The organism is Actinotalea sp. C106 (assembly GCF_023630195.1).
Lineage (GTDB): Bacteria > Actinomycetota > Actinomycetes > Actinomycetales > Cellulomonadaceae > Actinotalea.
This window is the reverse complement of the sequence record NZ_JALPKN010000537.1, coordinates 1-1,054: the sequence shown is the minus strand read 5'-3', so window position 1 is coordinate 1,054 and position 1,054 is coordinate 1. Positions and strand designations below refer to the sequence as shown.

The 1,054-nt window shown below is 71.7% G+C and carries 1 protein-coding gene; it reads right to left on the bottom strand.

Annotated features, from left to right (window positions below):
- Positions 1-88: 88 nt before the first annotated feature.
- A complete protein-coding gene (locus L0B03_RS18320) occupies positions 89-1,048 on the bottom strand; it encodes a carbohydrate ABC transporter permease (RefSeq protein WP_250448504.1) in 960 nt (319 codons plus the stop codon).
- Between the last annotated feature and the right edge of the window lie 6 nt (positions 1,049-1,054).

Below are 1,054 nucleotides of genomic sequence, written 5' to 3'. Positions count from 1 at the left end.
CCCCGCGCGGCGCCGTCGGGTCCGGGCGGGTGCGGTGACCGGGACCTCGCCGGTGCGCCGGTGCGGTGGGGGGCCGCGGCCGGGGCGCTCACATCTCCTCCTCGCGCAGCATGCGCCGGATGTAGAACCAGGTCAGCGCGAGGGTCAGGACGAGCATGATCGTGGCCATGGCACCGGCCATCGAGAACTCCTTGGCGAGCGAGTAGATGTAGGTCCCCAGCAGGTGGGTGTCCCGGGTCGGTGCGCCGGCCCGCTGCAGGACGTGGATCTGGGTGAAGACCCGCAGGTCCCAGATCACCTGGAGCAGGGCGACGACGAACAGCACGGGCTTGATCATGGGGACGGTGATGAGCCAGAAGCGCTGCCGGCTGCTCGCCCCGTCCAGCTGGGCGGCCTCCATGGTCTCGCCGGGTACCTGCAGCAGCCCCGCGTAGACCGTGAACACCACGAACGGCACGCTCATCCACACCACGATCACGGTGGCGACCAGGTAGAAGGAGGCAGGCTCGATGAGCCACGAGTGGTACCTCATCCCGGTCAGGCCGAGGGGCTCGGCCAGCAGCCAGTTGATCACCCCGTACTGGGAGTCGAAGAGCCACTGCCAGACGGTCGTGGTCGCCAGGACCGGGGTGCCCCACGCAAGCAGCATCCCGACCTGGAGCGTGAGCCGCGCGGCCCGGCCGACCGACCTCATGAGCACGGCCAGGGCGATCCCGAGCGCCATCGTCAGCGCGGCGTTGACCAGGCAGAAGGCCACCGACCGCGCGATCACCCCCCACACGTAGGGGTCGGTCAGCAGCGCGACGTAGTTGTCGAGGCCGACCCACTCCGCCGGGCGGCCGAACTGCTGCGCGAGGCCGTACTCCTGGAAGGAGATGACGAACTGCCGCGCCAGGGGGTACCCGAGCCCGACGAGCACGGGGATCGCCGCGGGCACGAGCAGCAGGTACACCCTGAGGTTCGCGGGACGACGGCGGCGCCGACGGCCACCGGGGGCGACACCGGGGGCCGGGGCGACCGGCGCCGGCGGCGCTGGGACCACCGGCACGGGGGC